Origin of the sequence: Marinobacter antarcticus (assembly GCF_900142385.1) — a bacterium.
GTDB classification, from domain to species: domain Bacteria; phylum Pseudomonadota; class Gammaproteobacteria; order Pseudomonadales; family Oleiphilaceae; genus Marinobacter; species Marinobacter antarcticus.
This window is the reverse complement of the sequence record NZ_FRAQ01000001.1, coordinates 319,588-340,628: the sequence shown is the minus strand read 5'-3', so window position 1 is coordinate 340,628 and position 21,041 is coordinate 319,588. Positions and strand designations below refer to the sequence as shown.

Sequence of the window (21,041 nt, the reverse complement as noted above, 5' to 3'; positions counted from 1 at the left end):
CGGTTAGCCCAGGTAGGGTGGCTCCAGACCGGCAACTAAATCCTGGATTCCAAGGTGCCATTGCTGCCGAAGGGTCTGGAAATATTCGCACTGTTCTTCCAGGCGATCGGTAAAGCACGGCTTGAGGCCGTCCTTGCGATAGATGGCAACGTCTAACGGCATCCCCACGGACAGATTGCTCTTCATGGTGGAGTCGAATGAGATCAGGGCACACTGGTAGGCCCGGTCCAGAGAGGTGTGATAATTCACCACGCGATCCAGAATCGGCTTGCCGTACTTGGATTCGCCGATCTGGAAATAGGGAGTCTCTTCCGTCGCCTCAATGAAGTTACCTTCCGGGTAGATATTGAACAGGCGCGGTTCTTCGCCCCGGATCTGGCCGCCAAGAATGAGGGAGCAGCTGAAGTCCACATGATTCAGCTTGCCATCGGGGTTGTCCCGGTGGATCACCTCACGCATGGTCTGGCCGACAATCTCAGCGGTTTCGAACATGCACTTGGTGTTCAGCACGTTCGTCACGTCCGTGTTTGCCCGTCGTTCAAGAAGGCTGATCACACTCTGACTGGTGGCCAGGTTACCTGCGGATAACAGGACCAGCTCGCGCGCTCCCGGCTGTTCGTTGCGAGGCAGTTTCAGGTCCTGCATGCCGGGCTGGTACTGGGGGTTGGCGAAGACCTGTTCGGCACTGATGACACCGGCCCGGACAATATCGTAACCATGGTAGATGTCGAACAGAAAACGATTGAGGGCCTGAACCCTCTGGCGCAGTCCGGCCTGGAGCTTTTGCCAGTCACTGGCGGAGATAACCCGCGGGATAAGATCAAACGGAATGAGCCGGTCGGCTCCTTGATCCTCACCGTAAACGTTGAACGTGATGCCCAACCGCTGGAACAGAACGTCGGCTTCCCTGCGCTTTTCCGCGATCAGGTCTTCGTCTGCGTTGACCAGCCATTCTTCGAGCATCTTGTAATGGGGGCGTACCCGGTTGTCTTGATCACACAACTCGTCATACAGGCCTTCGCCTGGTGTCTGAATCAGCATGATACTGCTCGTCTCCCTTGACCGTGCCGGTGGATTTGGCACCTATGGAGTATCAGGCAGCAAAAGGCGGGCCAGTCGGTGTGGGGTTGCTCATATTATCTCCTTTTAATAAAAGGCGACGGCTGAGTATCTGTCAATCCGGGCCATGCAAAATGCAACAGGCGGCCAGGTGGCCTCCTGTTGCAGGGTGTGGGCACCCCGGCTGCTTATTCGACCGCGGTCGAGCCAATACGGTGGACACTGATGTCCGCACCGTTGAACTCTTCTTCCTCGGTCAGGCGCAGGCCTGAGACGGCCTTGACGGTTCCATAGACGATCAGGCCGCCAACAAAGGCAACCATCACGCCAGCAACGGCGCCGATGATCTGGGATATCATGCTCACACCACCGAGTCCGCCCAGGGCCTGCTGGCCAAAGATACCGCAGGCGATCGCGCCCCAGACACCACAAACACCGTGTAGAGGCCACACACCCAGAACATCATCCAGGCGCTCGATCTTGTCCTGGGCCCATTCGAACATATAAACGAAGACACCGCCGGCTACGGCTCCGGTAATAAGAGCACCAACGGGGTGCATAAGGTCGGAGCCTGCACACACAGCGACCAGGCCGGCCAGCGGCCCGTTGTGGATAAAGCCGGGGTCTTTCTTGCCCACCACCATGGCTACCAGAATGCCACCAACCATAGCCATGAGGCTGTTCACAGCCACGAGACCACTGATGCCATCAAGGGTCTGCGCAGACATGACGTTAAAGCCAAACCAGCCGACGGTCAGGATCCAGGCACCCAAGGCCAGGAAAGGGATGTTCGACGGGGCGAAGGCCACCACCCGGCCGTTGCGATAGCGACCTTTTCGGGCGCCGAGCAGCAAGATAGCGGCCAGTGCGACCCACCCACCGACCGCATGCACTACAACAGAGCCGGCGAAGTCGTGGAATGCTGCACCAAACTGGCTCTCCAGCCAGCCCTGGAAGCCATAGTTACCGTTCCAGATCAGCCCTTCGAAGAACGGGTAAACCAGCCCGACAATCAGGCCGGAGGCGATCAACATGGGGTAGAACTTTGCGCGCTCGGCAACGCCGCCAGAGACAATCGCCGGGATGGCTGCGGCAAAGGTCATCAGGAAGAAGAATTTCACCAGTTCGTAACCATTACCGGCAGTCAGTTCAGCGGCTCCGGCCATGAAGTGGCTGCCATAGGCGATGTAGTAACCGACGAAGAAATAGAGCACTGCGGAGACGCCGAAGTCGGTCATGATTTTGACCAGGGCGTTGACCTGATTTTTGTGTCGGACCGTGCCCACTTCCAGAAAGGCAAAGCCCGCGTGCATGGCCAGTACCATGATGGCACCGATAAGAATAAAAAGCGTGTTGGCGCTTTCGGTCAGGGTGTGTACTGCACTCGTGATGTCCACGGGTTTTCTCTCCTGATGTTGTGGTTATCAGCCTCTGGCGGGCTGTCGTGCATTGCTGGGGTGCAGGCAAGCAATAAGTGTTCCAAAATGATGCATATTAATGAGGGCGGGGGTTTGGCAGGATGCCGGGGCGTAAAATAGAGGGTTTGAGCTATATTACCGCACTAAATGGATGCATTTTTTGTAAGCGTGCACTGAATTGGGCGGTAGAGAAGAGCCCAGGTGGTTACCAGCTAATCTCGCCGGATGGTGCACCGCCAGACTCAATACCGATGATGGCTTCCTGACTCCGGGATTCCGACTCAATGAGCGCTTTCAGCTCTATTTCCTGTTCCTGCAGGGGGCCGGAAAGATCAATGATAATTTCCACGCGGCGGTTCTTCGCGCGGTTTTCAGCGGAGGTGTTGGGAACTCTGGGCTTCGTATCGGCAAGACCCTTGACCGCCAGGCGGGTGGGTGTCACATCTCCGGTGGCCAGCAGGACATTGGCTACAGCGGCAGAACGTGCTGCAGACAGGTCCCAGTTGCTGTAGAAGCGGGAGGTGCGGATAGGGACGTTGTCGGTGTGCCCTTCGACCGTCAGCTCTCCAGGCATGTCTGCCAGCACTTTGGCCATCTCCAGAAGCAGGCCTTCAAACTCCCAGGTGAGCTCAGCAGAGCCAGAGGGAAACGAGCCTTTCTCCTCTACCCGTATAACGATGCGGTGCTGATCCTGATCTTTCTCTACCGTAATGCGACCGTCTTCAATGGCGTCGTCAAGAACTTCCCGAATGCGCGAGGCACTGGCCTCAAGGGATTCTTTTGCGGCGGCCTCCAGAGCCTGCTCCGTCGGACTCTTCAAAGTCTGCAGTTCCGGCTGCTGATCGGTTGTGGTTTGCTTCACTTCATTGACCAGCGTCGGCTCGGGAGGCGCCGGAGAAAATTTGTCAAAAATCGGGCTGGTACCCTGCGGAATCTCCAGCGCCGGTATCTCACGCTGAACCCCGAAGGCTTGTGAGAGCTCACCGGCAATCTGTTTGAACTTCTGGGCGTCGATTTCAGAAAACGACAATAGAAGCACAAAGAAGCACATCAGCAGTGACATCAGGTCGGCAAAGGTCACGACCCAGGCCGGGATGCCCGGTTTTTCCTCTTCTGGCAGCTCTTCCATGGGGGCTATCCGCTGGTGGCCTCCGCCTCAGGCGCTTTGTCACGCTGGTTCGGGGGCAGGTAGCTGGAGAGCATCTGTTCGATAATACGCGGGTTTGTGCCTTGCTGAATGGCCACCAGTGCATCGGTATAAAGCATTTGCAGGCGGGCCTCTTCGGTCATCCGAAGCGAAAGTTTGTCAGCAATGGGGGTGGCGATCATGGTTGCAATCATCGCGCCGTAAAGGGTGGTCAGCAGGGCAACTGCCATGGCTGGCCCGATGGACTTCGGGTCTTCCATATTGGAGAGCATCTGTACCAGGCCGATCAGGGTACCGATCATGCCCATTGCCGGCGCAACATCCGCCATGGCCGTGAACACTTTGGCGCCGGAACGGTTGTGGTCCAGCGTCATCAGGCGCTCTTTGTCCAGCAGCTGTTTGATGGTGTCGCCGGTCTGGCCATCCACCAGCATCTGGATGCCCTTGCTGAGGAATGGTGAGGCTATTTCCCGTCCTTCAAGCCCGAGCACGCCCTCTTTACGGGCAACGTTGGCAACGTCCACCAGCTCTTCAATGCTGGCCTGGGTCTCCGGGAGCTTGAACTTGAACGCCCGCGCAGCCGCTTTAAAGGCCCCAAGAAACTGCGGAATGCTGAACTTGGCGAGCACCACCAGCATGGTTCCGCCAACAACGATCAACAGGGATGCTGAGTTGAGGAAAACATCGGGTGACACGCCGAGAATAACGGCGGAAGCGATGAGTACAAGGGCGCCAACAAGGCCGATCAGGGTGGCAAAATCCACATGCTCTCCGAGAGGAATTAACGGTTGAAAACTGGGGGTAGTGAGATTACCTGTAGTTCATTATTCAATCAATGTGCTTTTGTCGGTTGCCCGGCTTCTTCACCATGTTCTTTCCAGGCGGCGTACTTATGCAGGTCAGACTCCACCAGTTTCAGGCACAGTGCAACCACGCCGGCATCATCCAGAAAGCCAAATCCAATTATAAGGTCCGGGATGAAATCCAGAGGGTTCATTACGTATAGAAGTGCCCCCGCTACCGCCGCAATGCTTTTCCAGGGGACATCGCGGTAACTGCCATTCCAGTAATCCCTGATCATGGAGAACATCAGTTTGATATCGGCGCTGAACCGATTCAACTTTCCGCTGCCTTTGACTTTGTCTTCAATCGCCCGCTGTCGCTCAAGCAAAGTCTCCAGATCGGCGCGATTTACTTTCTCTGCTTCGGAATTTAACTGTTTTTGCGCGTTCCTCTGGCTAAACAGAGCCATGAACAAGTGTCCTCTCTCGATTAAGTTGGATAGCCAACTGCAATAATGTCATGAAACCGGCCAGTCTGCTGCATCCACTGTGTGCAATCCCACGGGTTGTTGGGCGTGGCCGCGCCACTTATTAATGAACGTGCCCGCCGGGTCGTACTGCTGTGCCTGCTTTTCCAGGTTGAACTGGCGCATGCCTCGGGGGTCGGCACCTACACCAGCCAAGTACTGCCAGTTGCCGTAATTGCTAGCGACATCATAGTCGATTAACTGCTCCTCGAACCATGCTGCACCATAGCGCCAGTCCAGCTCCAGTTCGTTCACAAAACAACTGGCTACCAGTTGCCGGCCCCGGTTGCTCATGTAGCCGGTTTCCCGGAGCTGGTTCATGGCGGCATTTACCAGCGGGTACTGGGTGTTGCCCTCGCACCAGGCTTTGAAACGGTGCCCGTAAAACGTTACCGGCCGGCGCTTGCGTTGCACGCCGTTACGACGAAAAAGATCAGCCCTGTGCTTCATTGCGTACCAGTAGAAATACTCGCGCCAGAGCAGTTCAAACCACAGCCAGTACGTGGATTCGTTTCGGATTTCATGGAGCTCGTAGTCAGCAATGGTTTCCGCGACCTCCCTGACCGAGAGCGAGCCATCGGCGAGCCAGGGCGAAAACTTTGAGGAGGCATCCCATTCATGGAGTGCATCGAGGGTATTTCGCGTTTGCTTGTAATCATCGATTGCGTGGTTGCCGAACAGGAACGCCTGCAGCCGCGCCAGGCCGGCCTTTTCTCCTCCGGTGAATGGAGTAGGGTGCAGTGGCTCTTTAACGGCGGGACACGCTCCCCGGTTATCTTCGGGAAACCCCGGAGCGGGGGGCAGGGCCGTGAGAGTGCGGATTCGCAACAGCTCAGGGCCGTGATCGCCGAAGTTTTCGACCAGTTTACGGAACTTTGAAAAGGTATCCGGCAGATCCTCGAGGCTCATGGGGAGCGAGCCTTCGGTATACAGGCTAAGGGTTTCGAACTCCTGACATACTGTGCCCGGTAGCTTGTCGCGGATGGCCTGCCACTGGCCCGCTTCCCGCGTGCCTGGCTGGCGGGAACGGATTACTCGGCTGATTTTATGGCTATGTGTCAGTGTCGGAATCACCTCTTCCGGATTGCCATACGCAATGTGTAGCCGCTGGCCGAGGGCCCGAAGGCTGTGCTCCAGCGCCATCAGGCTCTGCCATAAAAAACGCCAGCGATGGGTGCCCATCGCCTTGCATTGCAGAGGACCGGGTGCGAACCAGCGCGGATCAACCACGTAAGCACAGAGCAGCGTGTCGGACGTCGAGGCTGCCAGCAAGGCAGCGTTGTCGTGCAGGCGAAGATCCCGGGTAAACCAGTAAAGCGTATGCAACGTATCAATCCCCTTGAACTTCCCTTTGGTTATAACCATACGCTCCCTCCCTCTAAAAGGATGATCCAGAGCGCCCGTGCAACAAGGGGCGCCAGAGGTAAAGCCATTTTACCGGGTGTTGCCAGCAAAGTTTAATATCGAGAACCACCATGTTCCTGAGTAAGAAACGAAAAGATCAAATGGCTGCCTCTGAGCAGCGAGCCAACCGAGTTGCAGCCGTTCAGGAGGCGATTAATGCCGCCGTTGCCACCATCGAATTTTCTCCCAACGGACTGATTCTTGACGTCAACGATCTTTTTCTCGAGGTTGTTGGTTATCAACGACAGGATGTCATTGGCAAGCATCACCGGATGTTATGTGACCAGGATTATTCCAGCTCTGCCACGTATCGGTCACTCTGGGAGACTCTGCGAAGTGGTCGTGCGCACTCAGGCACTTTCCCCCGCCTTGCCAAAAGTGGCAGGAAAGTCTGGCTGGAGGCGACTTACTTTCCCGTAAAGTCCGCCACCGGCGCCGTGGACCGAGTGATGAAGATCGCGTCTGATGTTACGCCGGAACACAATCGTATGCGTGACCAGCGAGCGATGTTTGACGCTATCAACCGGTCCATGGCGGTTATCGAATTCAAGCCTGACGGTACCATCCTCGAAGCGAATCAGAATTTCCTGAATACGATGGGATATTCTTTGGAACGAATAGCGGGTAAGCACCATCGGATATTCTGTGACGAGTCGTTCTACAGGGAGCATCCCGGCTTCTGGAAGAGTCTCGGTAGCGGCAGACTGGAAAGTGGCCAGTTCCGTCGCTTGCACGCTAATGGTGGCGATGTCTGGCTGGAGGCGAGCTATAACCCGATTTTTGATGAAGACGGTCGTGTCGAGAAGGTGATTAAGTTCGCCAGTGACATTACCAAGCGGGTAGAAAAAGCGAATCAGACCCAGGAGGCGGCCTCGGTGGCTTCGGCCACGGCCACCCAGACCGCCAGCGTTGCCAGCCGCGCTCGTGATGCGCTTCAGCAATCAAAGGTCACGTCTGAACAGATTGCAAGTGGCGTCGACAAGGCCAAGGTTATTATTGCGGAGCTGAACGAACGTTCCCAGAACATTGAGAAGATGGTCGATACGATCGCCGGTGTGGCAGATCAGACCAACCTGCTTGCGCTTAATGCGGCGATCGAAGCCGCAAGAGCCGGTGAGCATGGTCGCGGCTTTGCCGTCGTCGCTGACGAAGTACGAAAACTGGCGGCCAATACCGGGGCTGCAACAAAAGAAATTGAGGGCGTAATCGCGGCCATCCTGGAGCTGTCGGGGGGTGTCGAAAAGCAGATTGATAGCGTCACGGCAGTGGCGGCAGAGGGCTGGCAACAGGTCGCTGAAGTGGAGCTTATTGTGGCGGAAATTCACGATGGCGCAGACCAGGTTCTAGATGCCATCGGTGCTATTGGCCGTTAGCTTGTTCCGGGCGCGGACAGGGTCAGCGCCCGGAACATTTCAAACCTGGAAGCGGGTTTACATCTCCTGAGCCGTAGGACGCAGGATGATCTCGTTGATATCCACGTCATGCGGCTGCTCAATCGCGTAGACAATGGCGCGGGCGACCGCATCGGCGTCGATGGCGACTTTGTAGAGTTCTTTCGCCGCTTCCGCAGCATTGGGGTCGGTGATGGTGCTGGTCAGCTCGGTGGCTATCGCGCCAGGTGAGATGTTGGTGCTGCGAATTTCGTCACCGGCTTCCATGCGTAGCCCTTCTGAAAGCGCTTTGACCGCGTACTTGGTAGCGCAGTAAACCGCACCGCCCGCGAACACTTTGTGTCCGGCTACTGAGGACAAATTGATCACGTGCCCGCTATGCTGCTCCCGCATGGTCGGCAGCACGGCAGCAATGCCATACAAGACGCCCTTGATGTTGACGTCTATCATCTGTTCCCATTCGTCTACCTTCAGGGCATCCAGCGGTGCCAGGGGCATAAGGCCTGCGTTGTTGATCAGAACGTCGATACGGCCAAAGGTTTTCCTGGCGGCTGCAGCCAGCTTTTCTACCTGATGGCGATCTGTGACATCGGTGACCTGCCACAAGACGTCTGCACCTTTCGCTGTCAACTCTTCAGCCAAAGACTTCAGCCGGTCCTCTCTGCGGGCTGCCAGCACCAGTTTGGCGCCACGATCGGCCAAGCGACGGGCGGTGGCTTCGCCCAGACCGCTGCTGGCACCTGTAATGATGACAACCTTGCTGTTAATCGGATCGTTGGTGTTGCTCATAGTCTTTCTCCTGTCTGGATCAAAAAATTCTGATCAGGCGTTAGCTTCAAGTTCTTTCAGCGTGGGATAGTCGGTATAGCCGTGCTCATCGCCACCGTAGAAGGTGCTGTCATCCCACGCGTTGAGCGGGGCATTCTGGCGGAAGCGCTCTGGCAGGTCCGGGTTGGCGATAAACGGCCGGCCGAAGGTCACCAGGTCGCAACGCCCTTCGCTGATACGGGTGCGGGCTTCCTCAGCGGTATAGGCGCCGTTGGCGATATAGGTGCCCTTGAAAACGTTCTGGATCGCATCGATCACTTCTTCCGGGCGGCCGTTGGCGTGATTGCCCTGGAAGGAGTCCTCAACCACCTCGAGGTAAGCGATACCCAGGTCGTTCAGGTGTTTGGCAAAGGTGCCAAAGGTTTCAATCGGGTTGTCGTCATACATGCCATTGAAGCTTCCGGTTGGGCCAACACGAACGCCTACCTTGTCTTTGCCCCACACATCAATCACGGCCTGGATCACCATCAGCGGCAGGCGCAGGCGATTTTCCAGAGAGCCACCAAACTCGTCGGTGCGGTGGTTACTGCCGCTTTTGATGAACTGGTCCAGCAGATAACCATTGGCGGCATGGACCTCAACACCATCAAACCCGGCTTCCTTCGCGTTCAGTGCACCCTGGCGATATTGCTCAACAATATCGGCCATTTCGGCGGTTTCCAGTGCCCGCGGTTCGAGCACATCCACCATGCCGGAATCGGCACTGATAAAGGTCTTGGCGCCTTCCGGCTTGATGGCTGAGGGAGCGACTGGCTGGTTTCCGTTCGGCTGTAGGTCCGGGTGGGAAATGCGGCCCACATGCCATAACTGCATGTGGATGCGACCACCGGCAATGTGCACTGCGCCGGTGACCTTTTTCCAGCCATCAATCTGTTCCTGAGAATGAATGCCCGGTGTGAATGCGTAGCCCTTGCCTTGGGGCGAGATCTGAGTCGCTTCACTGAAAATCAGTCCTGCGGTTGCTCTTTGCTGGTAGTAGTGCGCGTTCATGTCGTTCGGGATATCGCCCGGTTGGCTTGAGCGCGAACGGGTCAGCGGAGACATCAGGACTCGGTTGGGCAGCGTGAGATCGCCCATATTAAATGGCTGAAATAACGGATCATTCTGTTGTTGATTGCGCATAAAACAGTCTCTTCGTGAATGAATTAATATTAATTAGACCAGTCTACTAGAGAGTGTGCGAAAAAAAATTAGCCGATGCCAAGGCACTGCTTGAAAAAGACGCGGACAAATCGCTCCATCGGCTCTGTTGATTTCACAACCTTGGACCTCAGGATGGCGCCTTCCCAGCCAGACAGCAGAAAGCTGGCTGCATCCGGGGAATCAATGCCGGCACTAATGTCACCGGCGCTCTGTGCTTCGGCAATGCAGCGTTCAAAGCGTTTTTCCCAGCCGGAGAACACCTTGTTCAGTCGAACACGGAATATCTCGTTCTGCCCCGCCAGCTCTTGGCCCAGATTGCCAATGAGGCAGCCACGGGTGCAGTTGCAGCTGGCCATGTTGTCAAAGCCAGTATCGAAATAGGCGCGCAGACGATCAACGCAGGAACGGCTGCTGTCATTGAGAATCTGATCCAGTTTCGCATTGTATTCCTCGGCGAACGTATCAATGATTGCAAGGCCGAAGTCATTCTTGCTGCTAAAATAGTGATAGAACGACCCTTTGGGCACGCCGGCAACAGTCAGGATGCCATTGATGCCGGTTGCACCAAAGCCCTTCGTGCCGATAAGGTCGGCGCCTGTCTGAATGATGAGATTGCGTGTGTCGTTCGTTGTCATGGCTTCCATACTAGACCGGTCGTCTAGAATCCGTCAAACTCTCGGTATCCGAAATAACCGTAACTCTTTTAACCGTAACTCTGCCCGCAAGGAGATATCCTGTGATTAAATCCCGTGCCGCCGTAGCCTTTGCTGCCAATCAACCGCTGGAAATTGTGGAAGTGGATGTCGCACCGCCCCAGAAAGGCGAAGTCCTGGTGCGTATTGTGGCGACCGGCGTGTGCCATACCGATGCCTATACGCTCTCAGGTGCCGACCCGGAAGGCCTGTTTCCGACCATTCTGGGCCACGAAGGCGGCGGCATTGTCGAGGCCCTTGGCGAAGGCGTGACCGGCCTTGAGGTCGGTGATCACGTGATTCCGCTTTATACCGCCGAGTGCGGCAAGTGCAAATTCTGCACCTCCGGCAAGACCAACCTGTGTAGCGCCGTTCGCGCAACCCAGGGAAAGGGCGTAATGCCGGATGGCACATCCCGTTTCTCGTATAAAGGCGAGCCGTTGTATCACTACATGGGTTGCTCAACCTTCTCTGAATACACCGTTCTGCCAGAAGTTTCCCTGGCCAAAATTCCCAAAGAGGCACCCCTGGATAAGGTGTGCCTGTTGGGTTGTGGCGTAACTACCGGTATTGGTGCGGTGCTGAATACTGCCAAAGTTGAGGAAGGCGCAACGGTTGCAATTTTTGGCCTTGGTGGCATTGGCCTGGCGGCGATTATCGGTGCCAAAATGGCCAAGGCCGGCCGCATTATTGCCGTTGATATCAACCCCGGTAAGTTCGACATTGCCAAGCAGTTGGGTGCAACCGATGTGGTGAACCCGAAGGACCACGACAAGCCGATCCAGGAAGTTATTATCGAGATGACAGATGGTGGTGTGGATTACTCGTTCGAGTGCGTTGGCAACGTGAAGCTCATGCGTTCGGCGTTGGAGTGCTGCCACAAGGGTTGGGGTGAGTCCATCATCATCGGTGTCGCCGGTGCAGGAGAGGAAATCAGTACCCGCCCATTCCAGCTGGTTACCGGCAGGGTCTGGAAAGGTTCTGCGTTTGGTGGCGTTAAAGGCCGCACGGAGCTGCCGGGCTATGTGGAAAAAGCCGAGAAGGGCGAGATTCCCCTGGATGTGTTCATCACCCATGAGATGCCGCTGGAAGACATCAACAAAGCATTTGATTTGATGCATGAGGGCAAGAGCATCCGGACTGTGATTCACTTTTAAACTTACGCTTGGTGTGTCCGGGCTAACGGAGTCAGTAGCCCGGATCCTTATCAGAAAAAAGGACGGATAAAGAGGCCTGTTATGCTCAGCATACTCATGATCGGCGCAGGTGGTATTGGCGGATACTATGGAGCACGGTTGTCTGAGGCCGGCCACCGGGTTGTCCTGACTGCCCGAGGTGCGCATCTTGCAGCCCTGCAGAAAAAGGGCCTGATGGTTCACTATGAAGAGCGGCTGATAAAGTGCCGGGTTCCGGCTGTTGACCATGCTGCCCTGATGCAGAAATACCAGCCTGGCGATTTTGATGTGATTGTCATTGGTCTAAAATCCATGGCCACAGAGGCGGTGCTGTATGAGCTTGGTACCTGGCTGGCGCAAAGTGACGTGCCGGTTCTGTCGTTGCAGAACGGTGTGGACAACGAGCCCATGATTGCTCGGGTACTGGGCGAAAACCGCGTTCTGGGTGGATTAGCGGTACGTATCGGTGGCCATATTGTTGCGCCAGGTGTGGTTGAGGCAGAAGGTGCGGCTCAGATTGTCATGGGCGAGTGGCCGTCTGTTCCTGACGAGCAGGATGCCCGTCGCCCGCTTCTGGAAATCCTGCAGAGTGCCTTTGAAAAGGCGGGAATTCCTACGACGATTTCGGATGATATTCGCTACGAACTCTGGCGTAAGCTGGTCATCAATAATGGCGTTAATCCGATCTCGGCCCTCACCAGGCTGGATACACAAAGCCTGACCCGGCACCCGCAGTTCAGCCGCATTGTGTATGGCATGATGGCGGAAACAGCGGCTGCCGCAAAGGCCGACGGCCTGGACCTTGGAAAAGAGGATGTCGACGAGATGTTCGGGCTGATCAGCAGCTTTAACGCGATCAAAACCTCCATGCTGGTCGATAAGGAAAAGGGCCGCCCGCTGGAACTGGACAGCATTGCGGGCGCGGTCCTTCGCCGCTCGGAAGCCCTCGGTATCGACGCACCTTATACCAGCACCGTTAATGCTCTCCTGGAGCATGGCTTGGGTTAGCGGTCGGTCAGCTTGATTTCGATGCGCCGGTTTTCCTGTAAGGCTTCGGGTGTGGTGCCGTTTGCCACCGGGAAGAACTCACCAAAACCTGCCGCAACCATGCGGTTTTGCGGCACGCCCTGATCTGCCAGGTAGCGGACTACCGCCACAGCGCGAGCGGTTGAAAGCTCCCAGTTAGAGGGAAACTGCGGTGTATTGATGGGAATCAGGTCGGTATGGCCATCAATGCGCAGAATCCACTCAAGGTCTTGGGGGATCGTTTTAACCACGTCCAGAAGCACTCCGGCCAGCTTGTCGAGTTCTTGCTTGCCTTCTGCTCCGAGCCGGGCTGAACCGGAAGCGAACAGCAACTCGGATGGCAACAGAAAGCGGTCCCCGACAATGCGGATGTTTTCATTGGCGGCCAGAATGTTTCGCAACCGTGAGAAGAACTCGGACTGGTAACGCTCCAGCTCGTTAACCCGCTCAGCCAGCAGGGTGTTTAGGCGCCGGCTGACGTTTTCCAGTTCACCGTCCTTATCTGCAGTCATTTCTTTTTGCAGTTTCAGTGCAGCGGTTATTTGCCGCAGTTGGTTCTGAAGCGATGCAATCTGATTGGATAGCCGCATGATCATGTTTTGCTGGCTGATGGACAGTTCGTCCTGATCATCCAGCTCCCGGTTCATGTTCGCCAGTCTTTCTGACCGGGCTTCGGCATCGGCGGCCTGCTGCATTAACTGATTGCGGGAGGCGTCCAGTCGCTCTTGCAGGCCTTCATTTTGGGCCAGACTGTCGCTGAAGTTGCTCTGCACGGTGAGCATTTGCTGTTCCATGGCTTCCGTTTTGCTCTGTTCCAGCCCCAACAACTCTGATATTTCGTTGAGCCGCTGGTTCAGACGGGCCAGTTCGGAGTTGCGGTCAGACAGTGTCTGGGACAGGAAAAGCTGGCTGACCACGTAAATCAGCAGCATAAAGATCACCAACATAAGCAGGGCGGAGAGTGCGTCTACATACCCCGGCCAGACATTGGTGGTGCTTCGGCTTCGGCGTCTTGAACCGATCATGGCTGGCGTTCATTGCTGGTGAATGGATCCAGCAGGTTGGTAACACCAGTAAGCCATTCTTCCAGCCCGTCATAGAAACGGTTCTGGGCATGGCCGGCCTGGATATCGAGAAAGCCCAGTATCAGCGATCCACCAAGACCGAGCAGAGATGAGCTGAATGCCGTGCCCATTCCCTGCAAGGGCGTTAACAACCCGGTCTGAAGGTTTGCAAATACTTTGCCGAAATCACCCTGTCCCATATCCAGATTGGTAATCACCTCGCCAACCGCATTGATGGTGCCCAGCAAACCCCAGAAGGTGCCCAAAAGCCCCAGAAATACCAGAAGGTTGATGAAGTAACGGGTGATTTCACGCTGTTCGTCCATCCTGGAATGAATGCCATCCAGAACCGTTCGAAGCGACATGGTAGAGAGCGTGAAACGATCACGCTTGGAGTCTTCGCCCAACTGCCGCGCCAACGGCTTGAGCAAGCGGGGTTCCTCCAGCACCGAAAGGCCGGAATGGCCGGTGCGGAACTGGGAGATCCAGCGCAGTTCGGGGAATAAAACGAATACCTGACGGTAAGTGAGGCCGATGCCGACTATTAAAACGCCGACAATTAACAGGTTGAAGACCCAGTTCGCCATAAATGCGGTTGTCAGAGGTTTGTGGACCAACACGCCGACGACGGCAACAATCGCCAGAAAAAAGGTCATCCAGAAAAGGGTATGTTTTGGATTACTCATAAAAAAAGCCAGCCTTTTGAGATGTTCTTCAAGACGTTAGCACAGACTGGCGGATGTTGGTGCTTAATTGGCAGGAGATTATGTGAGTGAGGGTTCCCCGGCGAGGCAAACTGCCACGCCGGGGGCAGGTATTACGGATTTCAGCCTTGCTGAAGTGCCTGAACCACTGCCTTGGCAGCACCCTCAGATGAAGCCGGGTTCTGGCCGGTAATCAGCTTGCCATCCACAACAATGTGCGGAGCCCAGTCGTCACCCTTGGAGTAGGTTGCGGTGTTTTCCTTCAGCATGTCCTCGAGCAGGAAAGGTACGATCGCTGTGAGACCAGCCGCTTCCTCTTCACTGTTGCTGAAGCCGGTGACTTGGCGACCGCCAACCAGGTTCTGCCCCGGCTTGATCTCTACGTTTTTGAAAACAGCCGGCGCGTGGCAGACAGCGCCAATCACCTTATCCTGCTCGTAGGCAGCTTTGATCAGAGCAGCAGACTTGTCGTCGTTTACCAGGTCCCACAGAGGGCCGTGGCCGCCCGGGTAGAAGATGGCATCGAACCCGTTCATGTCAACGTCGCCGAGTTTTTTGGTGCTGGCGAGTGCTTCTTTGGCGTGAGCATCGCCCTCAAAGCGGCGGGTAGTTTCTGTCAAGGCTTCGTCGGCTTCGCTGGTGGGGTCAACCGGCGGCTTGCCGCCTTTTGGTGACGCGATTGTGATGTCTGCACCCGCGTCGCGGAACACATAATAAGGTGCGGTGAATTCTTCCAGCCAGAAGCCGGTTTTGTGGCCGGTATCGCCCATCTGGTCGTGGGAAGTCAGAACCATGAGAATGTTCATAGTGCTCGTCCTTTACGTTGAGAAGTGAAAGTGACCTGTTATTACCAACTCTGCTACCTTTTCTTGTGCTGTTAGCCTGTTAATTCAACCATGGTGATGCGCGTCTTTTTACGCAGCCTGGCCTTTCACAGATCTGAGAGCGTCTATACTGTGAGCAGTTCACTGCAAGTGTTTGGTTTAAATGGCGTGGAGGGGCAATAGATAATGCGGATACTGATTGCCGTTTTGTTTGCGGCGATGACTCTTTCTGCGAGCGCCCAGCAGGGGACGGAGACAGTCCGTGGCCTGACAGTCACGGTGGGCGCTAATCATGCGCCACCGTATCGGATTATCGAAGGCGGGCCACCCACAGGTCTTTACGTAGAGATTTTCCGGCAAATCACGGATCGGCTGGGCTGGAAAAGCCATTATCGGGAAGCCCCTTTCCGACGCGTTCTGAAGATGATGCGACAGGGCGAGGTAGACGTCATGCTTGGAGCCCTAAAGACGTCGGAGAGGGACGATATGATGGAGTTTGTTGCGCCGGCGTTCCCGCCGGAGCGCAAGTTGTTCCTGTATATCAAAGATTCTGGCCGTATTGAGCGTTACTCGGATCTCTACGGGAAAACCATAGGTGTGCTTGAGGGTTCCAGCTACTTCAATCGGTTTGATAACGATGAATTGCTGCTTAAAAAAGCTGCCCCGCGGTATGAGAACCTGATGCTGATGATGGAAAAAGGCCGGTTGGATGTTGTTGTTGCCCCGGAACTTATAGGGTTGTATACGGTTCGCGAGCTTGGTCTGTCAGTTAAGGTGTCTCCGTTTTTTATGCCCGGGGAACGCTCCTGGATTGCAGTTGCCGAAACGTCGCCGGTGCTGGAGTATTCAGACGACATACGCGCAGCGCTCAAGCTGATAGTCGCTGAAGGCATTTACGAAGATCTGGTATTGAAGTATATGGATCAGTACGCTCAATGATCCTTCAAGGCAAAACAGGATGATCGTTCACTTGTCAGGCTCCCGGAAAAAGATGTCTACCATCGTCAGCGTGCTCCTGCCTGTGCTGTTAGCCCTGACGGTTTCCTGCAACGCAGGAGCGGCAGAGTTGTCCTGCAAAACGCTGACGGTGAGCGGCAACCCGGAGTATCCACCTCTGCTGTGGGAAGATTCTCGAGCGCCTGAGCAGCTTACGGGTGCAGCAATAGCTTTGCTGCAGGAAATTCTTGAGCCTCTTGGAGTGAAACTTGAGGTTCGGAGCCTCGGCTCCTGGGCGCGGGTTCAGCGCCTTGCCAGAGTGGGTGAACTCGATATGATTGCCGGTGCTTTCATTACCTCAGAGCGTATCCGGCACATGGATTATCTGCTACCACCTTTTACTCATCTTCCCACCGCCGTCTGGGTACCCAAAAGTCAGGTGTTTGACTATCGCCATTGGCCGGACCTGAAAGGCAAACAAGGAAGTACACTGATCAATAACAGTTTTGGGCAGGGTTTTGACCGCTATGCTGAAAAGCATCTGGAGATTGTCGGTGTCAGAACCATTGAACAATCCTTTGAGATGGCATTAGCCGGGCGTGTGGATTACGTTTTGTATGAGCGCTTGCAGGGGCAGGTAAAGCTTCAGCGTATGGGCTTGGCAGAAGAGTTTGTCTCTCTGGATGTACCCGTCAGCAATGAAGGGCTTTTTTTCACGTTTTCCAAGAACTCGAAATGCAACACGTTCGAGTTCCGCGAACGCATTGCAGATCGTCTGTATACACTGGTTGATGCAGGTCGCCTGGACGAGCTTGTCATTGAGTACACGGCCCGTTACATGTCTCTGCAGCCTTAACGGTTAAGAGACACTTCTTTTCAATTCGTCAGAGAGTTTTTATCAGCATGGCAATCTGGACCCGTAAACCGAACCTTGAAAACCTGGCCAAAGCCAGTGCTAACACGGCTGTCAGCCACATGGGCATTGAGTACACCGACATCGGTGATGATTACGTGACAGGCCGCATGCCGGTTGATGAGCGCACGGTTCAGCCTTTTGGCATTCTCCATGGAGGGTCATCGGTGGTTCTGGCCGAGACCTTAGGCAGCATGGCCGCCAACTATTGCCTGAAAGATCCGGATACCGTTGCAGTCGGGCTCGAAATCAATGCCAATCACATACGTCCAGCCACCAAAGGCTGGGTTTATGGAACGGCCAGGCCCATCCATATTGGCAGTGCAACCCAGGTATGGGAGATCCGCATGGAAAATGAGGCGGGTAAAACGACCTGCATCTCGCGCCTGACCATGGCAGTTACAAAGCGGCCGCAGACCCTCTCAAACTGACCCTCCGCCAAACCAGGGCTCGTCGTTATCCGGGGCTATAACAGCCTCGGCACAGGTTAATCGAACGATGGAAGTTCTGGCTTGGCAGTCGGCTTTCCTGCTTCTTGCCAGGCATCAAACCCACCCTCAATGGATTGCACATGCAGATAACCCATTTCTTGTAACGCTCGTGCGCTCAGTGCGGCGCGGCCCGAGGTCTTGCAGTACAGCACGATCTTCATATCCCGGTTTGCCAGCGCCGGGTCATTGCTGAATTTGAATTCCAGCAGGCCCCGGGAAATGTTTGTAGCCTGGGGAACGTGGCTCTGTCGATACTCGTCCCCGTCGCGGACGTCGAGCAGCAAGTCTGCGGCCTGAATCGCGCTGTCGGCCTCTTCCAGTGAAATTTCCTGAATATGCTGTCTGGCTTCAACGACAAAATCGTGGGCTGTTTTCATGGCAGGCTCTCCTTAACTATGTGTGTGTTGTGAGGTTAAGCCATATTGCGCGGGCGCGTCACCCGCCAGGTATGTTAAATTCGATGTCACAACTTCATGAGGAAGCTATTAGTATGGCCGCGCAGGAAACTCGCAAAGGCGTTTTTTACGGCTTGTTTGCTTACACTATGTGGGGCTGCTTCCCGCTTTACTTCGCGTTGTTTGAGGGTGTACCCGCCTGGGAAGTGGTTGTCCACCGGGTGATCTGGTCCTGTGTTTTTCTGGCGGTTATTATCACCTTCCTGCAACGCTGGCAGCCCGTGAGGACAGCGCTGGCGCAGCCTGCAAAACTCGGGTTTGTTTTAGGCTGTGCAGTGCTTATTGCAGTGAACTGGGGAGTCTATATTTATGCCGTGGAATCCCGGCAGGTGCTGCAGGCCAGTCTTGGCTACTTTCTCACGCCCCTGGTAAACGTTGGCCTGGGCATGCTGGTGCTCAAGGAAAGTATTTCCCGGTTACAGATTGTGGCTGTGGCACTGGCGACCATTGCGATTCTCTATCAGCTGTTGCTGCTGGGTGTTGTGCCCTGGATAACGTTGGTGTTGGCGTTCAGCTTCGGAACTTATGGGCTGCTCCGCAAGCAGGTAGCTCTGGACGGGCTCTCAGGCCTGTTTGTGGAAACGCTGCTTTTGCTGCCGGTGGCTATCTTGGCGCTCGCGTTCGTGAGCTATGCCGGGGCTTCACACTTTTCGGAGGATGCAGCGATCACGCTCTTGCTGATTTCCAGCGGGGCAGTAACGGCGATTCCGCTGTTGGCCTTTGCCGGGGCTGCTCGAAGATTGCGCCTGTCGACTGTTGGTTTTCTTATGTACATCAACCCGACAATCCAGTTTCTGATTGCGTTGGTGGTGTTCAGCGAACCCCTTAGTATCGAAAAGCTGACGAGTTTTATAATGATCTGGGTGGCTCTGGGGATCTATTCGTGGTCGGCCTGGACAGGGCGTGCCAGGACCTTACCATCATAAGGCTTACTCCACGGTCTCCAGATACTGTTCCAGTTCAGTAGCCAGCCATCCTACAACGGCACCTCCCTGCGCCTGCTCGGATTCCAGTGCGCTGAACACCTTCCACCACCTGGCGCTGCGGTGGTGGACAATGTTGAGTTCCCCCCGTTTCAGGGCATCCGCTATCAGAGGCAAGGGCAGGTCGGCCCAGCCAGCCCTATCAACAACCGCATCCCGGATCAGCTCGTACTGGGTAAACGCCAGATAATTGGCCGTTTCCGGAGACTCGGCTTCCAGCCGGTCATTCTGCATAGACGCGAGCGTGACTTCTGTATAGCTGATGAGATCGTCCTGGGTTACCCGCTTCAGCTGGCTCAGCGGGTGATCTGGCGCGGCAACCGTAAGCATGCGCACATCTGCAAGCTCGCGGAACCATTGATAGCCCTCGCTCAGAAGCGCCGGCATCAGGCCATAGGCCACATCTACTGACTGGCTTTTAACGAGGGGAGGTAGCTCTCGGGGCGTGGCCAGATAGACAGAGAGACTGGTCTGTGGGAAGCGGATCTTGAGACGACGCAGGAGGTCGCGCCATACAGGTTCCGGAATCGAGTCGTCCCGGGCTATCCGCAAAACCGACTCTGCACCGCTCAGGTGGTGCTGGCAGCGTGCGAAAATCTGCCCGGCCACCTGATCGAACCGCCTGCAATCAGTGAGGATGGCGTGGCCTACGGTGGTCAACTGGAGCTGATTCCCGCTGCGCTCGAACAGTTCTACTCCAAGCTCGTCTTCCAGTGCGGCGAGAGCAGTACTTATGGTAGTCCGGCTTCGGCTGAGCTCCCGGGCTGCCGATGCGATGGTGCCGTTGCGCACCACGGCCAGGAACACTCTTACTTGCGATGTTTTCAACACAATCTCCCTGGGTGACGGTTTTTCCGTCGGTCACCGACTCACATTGTCGGGCCTGCAGCGATAATATGCCGGCAATTCAAGGGAGATCAAAATGTTTAAGTCTATAGCGCGGGAAAATATGGCGCTGAGTTTGTCTGCGGTAGCTGCCGGCCTGTTTGCTCTTGCCGGTATTACCTGGGGTTTATGGATCGATTCGCTTGTTATTCTGTTTGATGGCGCCTACTCACTGGTAAGCCTGCTGCTGTCACTTTTGTCACTATACGCCGCGCGGATTGTCCGCCGCCCTGCCAGTAAAGAGTACCCGTTTGGTCGCGGTGCCGCAGAGCCGCTGGTAATTGCCATCAAAGGGCTGGTGATAACGCTGGTGTGCATACTCTCGCTTGGCGCTGCCATTGCCGCACTGCTTGAGGGTGGGCGCGCCGTAAGTGCCGACAGAGCGCTTGTTTTTGCAGCCGTCAGTGTTTTGGGCTGTGCTGTCGTATGGCTTTATCTGAAATGGGCCGGACGTCAGGAGTCTTCCGGCCTGGTTGTTGCCGAACAGAGCCAGTGGTTTATGGACTCTGTTCTCAGTGCAGCGGTATTGCTCGGATTTGGTATTGCCTGGTGGCTTGAACAGAGCGCGTGGTCGGCGTGGGCGGTTTATGCTGACCCGGTGATGATGATCATTATTTCTGCCTACTTCATACTTGTGCCAGTGAAAATGACCGTGGGTGCGGTAAGGGAGCTTTTGCTGGCAGCGCCTTCGGCAGAGTTTGCGGAAGAAGTCCACGAAGCACTGAGCTCGGTAGGACTTGTTCCGGAACAGGTAAAAATGGCCAAGGTTGGCCCCAACCTGATGATGGAAATCAGTCTTCCCGCCAACTGGCCTGGACGGGCAGAACGCCTGAAATGGCATCTTTCAAGACACCTGGAAGATCTTCCGGTACGCCCGGCGATTTTCATACGCAGCCTGGTCAGTTAACTTGGGCGGTATGAAACAGCCGATCACCGGATACCACAAAGATGAACAAGGCCACTGGGTTGCCCGACTTGCCTGCGGTCACAATCAGCATGTACGTCATACTCCGCCGTGGGTTAACAGGCCTTGGGTAACAAACGAAGCCGGGCGGCGCTCCATGCTTGGCTTTGAGCTCGAGTGCCGCAAGTGCGAAGAGAGTGCGGCAGCGGATTTCGCGCAGGGTTATGACTAAGTCGTATTCAAGATATTTCGGGTTCAGTCGATAATAGCTTGAGTCAACGCCTTCCCGA

23 protein-coding genes and 1 pseudogene are annotated in these 21,041 nt (G+C 55.5%); 10 read left to right on the top strand and 14 right to left on the bottom strand.

The features are described 5' to 3' along the window. Positions 1-3: 3 nt before the first annotated feature. From BUA49_RS17910 to BUA49_RS01625, 6 genes are all read right to left on the bottom strand, one after another. Positions 4-1,041: a circularly permuted type 2 ATP-grasp protein gene (locus BUA49_RS17910; RefSeq protein WP_228704377.1), complete on the bottom strand. Its 1,038-nt coding sequence runs from the start codon at positions 1,039-1,041 to the stop codon at positions 4-6. 206 nt (positions 1,042-1,247) lie between these two features. Continuing rightward, positions 1,248-2,456: an ammonium transporter gene (locus BUA49_RS01645; protein ID WP_072795057.1), complete on the bottom strand. Its 1,209-nt coding sequence runs from the start codon at positions 2,454-2,456 to the stop codon at positions 1,248-1,250. 226 nt (positions 2,457-2,682) lie between these two features. After that, on the bottom strand, positions 2,683-3,606 hold the full coding sequence (locus BUA49_RS01640) for a flagellar motor protein MotB (protein ID WP_072795056.1): 924 nt from the start codon (positions 3,604-3,606) through the stop codon (positions 2,683-2,685). Positions 3,607-3,611: 5 nt separating this feature from the next. Beyond that, complete coding sequence (locus BUA49_RS01635; RefSeq protein WP_072795055.1) at positions 3,612-4,388, bottom strand: MotA/TolQ/ExbB proton channel family protein; 777 nt, start codon at positions 4,386-4,388, stop codon at positions 3,612-3,614. Between the two features lie 68 nt (positions 4,389-4,456). Further along, positions 4,457-4,876, bottom strand: coding sequence for a YkvA family protein (locus tag BUA49_RS01630; RefSeq protein WP_072795054.1), 420 nt, complete (start codon positions 4,874-4,876; stop codon positions 4,457-4,459). Between the two features lie 48 nt (positions 4,877-4,924). Next, on the bottom strand, positions 4,925-6,259 hold the full coding sequence (locus BUA49_RS01625) for a DASH family cryptochrome (protein WP_072797580.1): 1,335 nt from the start codon (positions 6,257-6,259) through the stop codon (positions 4,925-4,927). A 149-nt stretch (positions 6,260-6,408) separates the two neighbouring features. On the opposite strand from BUA49_RS01625, the pseudogene BUA49_RS18230 reads away from it, so the two are divergent. After that, positions 6,409-7,176: pseudogene (locus tag BUA49_RS18230) on the top strand (PAS domain-containing protein); the annotation flags it as partial. A 36-nt stretch (positions 7,177-7,212) separates the two neighbouring features. Next, positions 7,213-7,710 carry a methyl-accepting chemotaxis protein gene (locus tag BUA49_RS18225; RefSeq protein WP_267283710.1) on the top strand — a complete coding sequence of 166 codons (498 nt, stop codon included), beginning with the start codon at positions 7,213-7,215 and terminating at the stop codon, positions 7,708-7,710. 57 nt (positions 7,711-7,767) lie between these two features. Here the strand turns inward: BUA49_RS18225 and BUA49_RS01615 are convergent, their stop codons facing one another. The 3 genes from BUA49_RS01615 to BUA49_RS01605 all read right to left on the bottom strand — a co-directional run bounded on the left by BUA49_RS01615 (position 7,768) and on the right by BUA49_RS01605 (position 10,334). Then, positions 7,768-8,517 (bottom strand): SDR family oxidoreductase, encoded by a 750-nt coding sequence (locus BUA49_RS01615; RefSeq protein ID WP_072795053.1) that lies wholly within the window; start codon positions 8,515-8,517, stop codon positions 7,768-7,770. Positions 8,518-8,550: 33 nt separating this feature from the next. Then, positions 8,551-9,678 (bottom strand): alkene reductase, encoded by a 1,128-nt coding sequence (locus BUA49_RS01610; protein ID WP_072795052.1) that lies wholly within the window; start codon positions 9,676-9,678, stop codon positions 8,551-8,553. Between the two features lie 68 nt (positions 9,679-9,746). Further along, a complete protein-coding gene (locus tag BUA49_RS01605; RefSeq protein WP_072797576.1) occupies positions 9,747-10,334 on the bottom strand; it encodes a TetR/AcrR family transcriptional regulator in 588 nt (195 codons plus the stop codon). Positions 10,335-10,435: 101 nt separating this feature from the next. Here BUA49_RS01605 and BUA49_RS01600 point away from each other — a divergent pair, with 101 nt between their 5' ends. Together BUA49_RS01600 and BUA49_RS01595 are read left to right on the top strand one after the other, a co-directional pair. Continuing rightward, positions 10,436-11,548 (top strand): S-(hydroxymethyl)glutathione dehydrogenase/class III alcohol dehydrogenase, encoded by a 1,113-nt coding sequence (locus tag BUA49_RS01600; protein ID WP_072795051.1) that lies wholly within the window; start codon positions 10,436-10,438, stop codon positions 11,546-11,548. Between the two features lie 81 nt (positions 11,549-11,629). After that, entirely contained in the window at positions 11,630-12,574 is a 945-nt protein-coding gene (locus tag BUA49_RS01595) for a ketopantoate reductase family protein (protein WP_072795050.1), read from the top strand. Here the strand turns inward: BUA49_RS01595 and BUA49_RS01590 are convergent. The 3 genes from BUA49_RS01590 to BUA49_RS01580 form a co-directional block, all read right to left on the bottom strand. After that, positions 12,571-13,617, bottom strand: a complete 1,047-nt coding sequence (locus tag BUA49_RS01590; protein ID WP_072795049.1) for a peptidoglycan -binding protein — start codon at positions 13,615-13,617, stop codon at positions 12,571-12,573. The genes BUA49_RS01595 and BUA49_RS01590 overlap by 4 nt on opposite strands. Further along, positions 13,614-14,342, bottom strand: a complete 729-nt coding sequence (locus BUA49_RS01585; protein WP_072795048.1) for a MotA/TolQ/ExbB proton channel family protein — start codon at positions 14,340-14,342, stop codon at positions 13,614-13,616. Before BUA49_RS01585 ends, BUA49_RS01590 begins: the two co-directional genes overlap by 4 nt. A gap of 140 nt (positions 14,343-14,482) precedes the next feature. Then, positions 14,483-15,166 (bottom strand): type 1 glutamine amidotransferase domain-containing protein, encoded by a 684-nt coding sequence (locus BUA49_RS01580; RefSeq protein ID WP_072795047.1) that lies wholly within the window; start codon positions 15,164-15,166, stop codon positions 14,483-14,485. Positions 15,167-15,370: 204 nt separating this feature from the next. Between BUA49_RS01580 and BUA49_RS01575 the strand changes: the two genes are divergently transcribed. Genes BUA49_RS01575 through BUA49_RS01565 form a run of 3 tightly spaced genes read left to right on the top strand, consistent with a single transcriptional unit; the run spans position 15,371 to position 17,464 of the window. Next, the gene (locus BUA49_RS01575) at positions 15,371-16,123 is read left to right on the top strand and encodes a substrate-binding periplasmic protein (RefSeq protein WP_072795046.1); all 753 of its coding nucleotides are present in this window, start codon (positions 15,371-15,373) and stop codon (positions 16,121-16,123) included. 52 nt (positions 16,124-16,175) lie between these two features. After that, the gene (locus BUA49_RS01570) at positions 16,176-16,976 is read left to right on the top strand and encodes a substrate-binding periplasmic protein (protein ID WP_084063540.1); all 801 of its coding nucleotides are present in this window, start codon (positions 16,176-16,178) and stop codon (positions 16,974-16,976) included. A 47-nt stretch (positions 16,977-17,023) separates the two neighbouring features. Continuing rightward, positions 17,024-17,464, top strand: coding sequence for a hotdog fold thioesterase (locus tag BUA49_RS01565; RefSeq protein ID WP_072795045.1), 441 nt, complete (start codon positions 17,024-17,026; stop codon positions 17,462-17,464). 56 nt (positions 17,465-17,520) lie between these two features. Here the strand turns inward: BUA49_RS01565 and BUA49_RS01560 are convergent, their stop codons facing one another. Then, a complete protein-coding gene (locus BUA49_RS01560) occupies positions 17,521-17,901 on the bottom strand; it encodes a rhodanese-like domain-containing protein (RefSeq protein WP_072795044.1) in 381 nt (126 codons plus the stop codon). A gap of 113 nt (positions 17,902-18,014) precedes the next feature. On the opposite strand from BUA49_RS01560, the gene rarD reads away from it, so the two are divergent. Further along, positions 18,015-18,905: an EamA family transporter RarD gene (gene rarD, locus BUA49_RS01555; RefSeq protein WP_072795043.1), complete on the top strand. Its 891-nt coding sequence runs from the start codon at positions 18,015-18,017 to the stop codon at positions 18,903-18,905. 3 nt (positions 18,906-18,908) lie between these two features. On the opposite strand, the gene BUA49_RS01550 is transcribed toward rarD, so the two are convergent. Then, positions 18,909-19,790: a LysR family transcriptional regulator gene (locus BUA49_RS01550; RefSeq protein ID WP_072795042.1), complete on the bottom strand. Its 882-nt coding sequence runs from the start codon at positions 19,788-19,790 to the stop codon at positions 18,909-18,911. Positions 19,791-19,884: 94 nt separating this feature from the next. Between BUA49_RS01550 and BUA49_RS01545 the strand changes: the two genes are divergently transcribed. Together BUA49_RS01545 and BUA49_RS01540 are read left to right on the top strand one after the other, a co-directional pair. Continuing rightward, a complete protein-coding gene (locus BUA49_RS01545; protein ID WP_072795041.1) occupies positions 19,885-20,754 on the top strand; it encodes a cation diffusion facilitator family transporter in 870 nt (289 codons plus the stop codon). Between the two features lie 10 nt (positions 20,755-20,764). Beyond that, a complete protein-coding gene (locus BUA49_RS01540) occupies positions 20,765-20,983 on the top strand; it encodes a DUF3565 domain-containing protein (protein WP_072797572.1) in 219 nt (72 codons plus the stop codon). Positions 20,984-21,041: the final 58 nt, after the last annotated feature.